The sequence below is a fragment of the Myxococcus sp. AB025B genome, assembly GCF_006518215.1.
GTDB classification, from domain to species: Bacteria; Myxococcota; Myxococcia; order Myxococcales; family Myxococcaceae; genus Myxococcus; species Myxococcus fulvus.
This window is the reverse complement of the sequence record NZ_SRLW01000656.1, coordinates 1-997: the sequence shown is the minus strand read 5'-3', so window position 1 is coordinate 997 and position 997 is coordinate 1. Positions and strand designations below refer to the sequence as shown.

Here is a 997-nt window from a genome sequence, read left to right as displayed (position 1 = left end):
CATCCCGGCCCGTTGGAAGAGCTCGCGGAATCGCGGTGACCAGGGGCCGCCGCGCACGGTGGAGACGTCGTTCTTGTTCGTGGCGATGTGGTGACGCTCGCTCCTGCCTTGCATCCCCTGGCTCGCCATGGCGACGGCATTGGGCGCGAGCGCGATGGTGAAGCCCTCCGCGGTCAGGGCAACGGACCGCACGCCACTGACGGCTGCGTACTGGAAGCCCGCCTGGGTCTCCACGGCGAGCGCCGCTGGTGCGGAAGCAGGCAGCCGCGTCGAGCTGGCGGCGAGCCCTGCGGTGTTGCCGATGGCGACCGTCGCCAGCATCACGAAGACGCGCGCCGCGTTCTCCCCGAGCACCTCGCCGTAGGCCTGCCCCGCGGCGTCGAGTTGTTCGAAGCGGGTGGCCTGCTCCACCTCCCGCACCAACGTCAGCCATCCGTCGAGCAGCCGCCACACCGTGTCCACCCCGAGGTAGGCGATGGCGAGAGCAGTCAACGTCGCCGCGACACCTTTCGAGACGGGCTCGGGGAGCGACCAGAGCAGGAGGTACATCGTGACGGAGGCCGTCAGGGTGGCCATGACGGCGCCAGGGTCCGTCATGTCCTCCAGCGCCTCGGCGGTCTCATCCCAGACGGAGTCCATGGCGATGGCCAAGGCCCAGACGTATTTGCCGTCGCTGGCCAGCAAGGGGCCCTCGTCCAGCAGGCGCAGGCAGTCTCCGGGCCGGTCCTTCGCCGCGCACCAGTGTCCATAGGCGCGCGTCAGTGCGTCATCCGCGTAGGACTCCAGCAGGCGGGGGCCGTCCACCTCATCCCGCTGGGGGATGAGCCGCGCCGGGCGCTGCTCGAACCGATAGACCCCGCTGCGTGATGGCACACCAAAGAGCTCCCGCGCCTCCCGTAGGGGATGGCGGAAAGGGCGCACGTCGCGGGCCAGTTCGGGGAGGACCTCTTCGTATTCGTCATCCTCGACTTCGGCCTCGGACAAAGATGCGCCTGGG

The 997-nt window shown here is 69.5% G+C and carries 1 protein-coding gene; it reads right to left on the bottom strand.

Going from position 1 to position 997, the window contains the following annotated elements; all coding sequences use genetic code 11:
- Positions 1–997, bottom strand: a 997-nt coding sequence (locus FL311_RS43350; RefSeq protein ID WP_141333542.1) for a hypothetical protein, incomplete at both ends; no start/stop codon positions are given.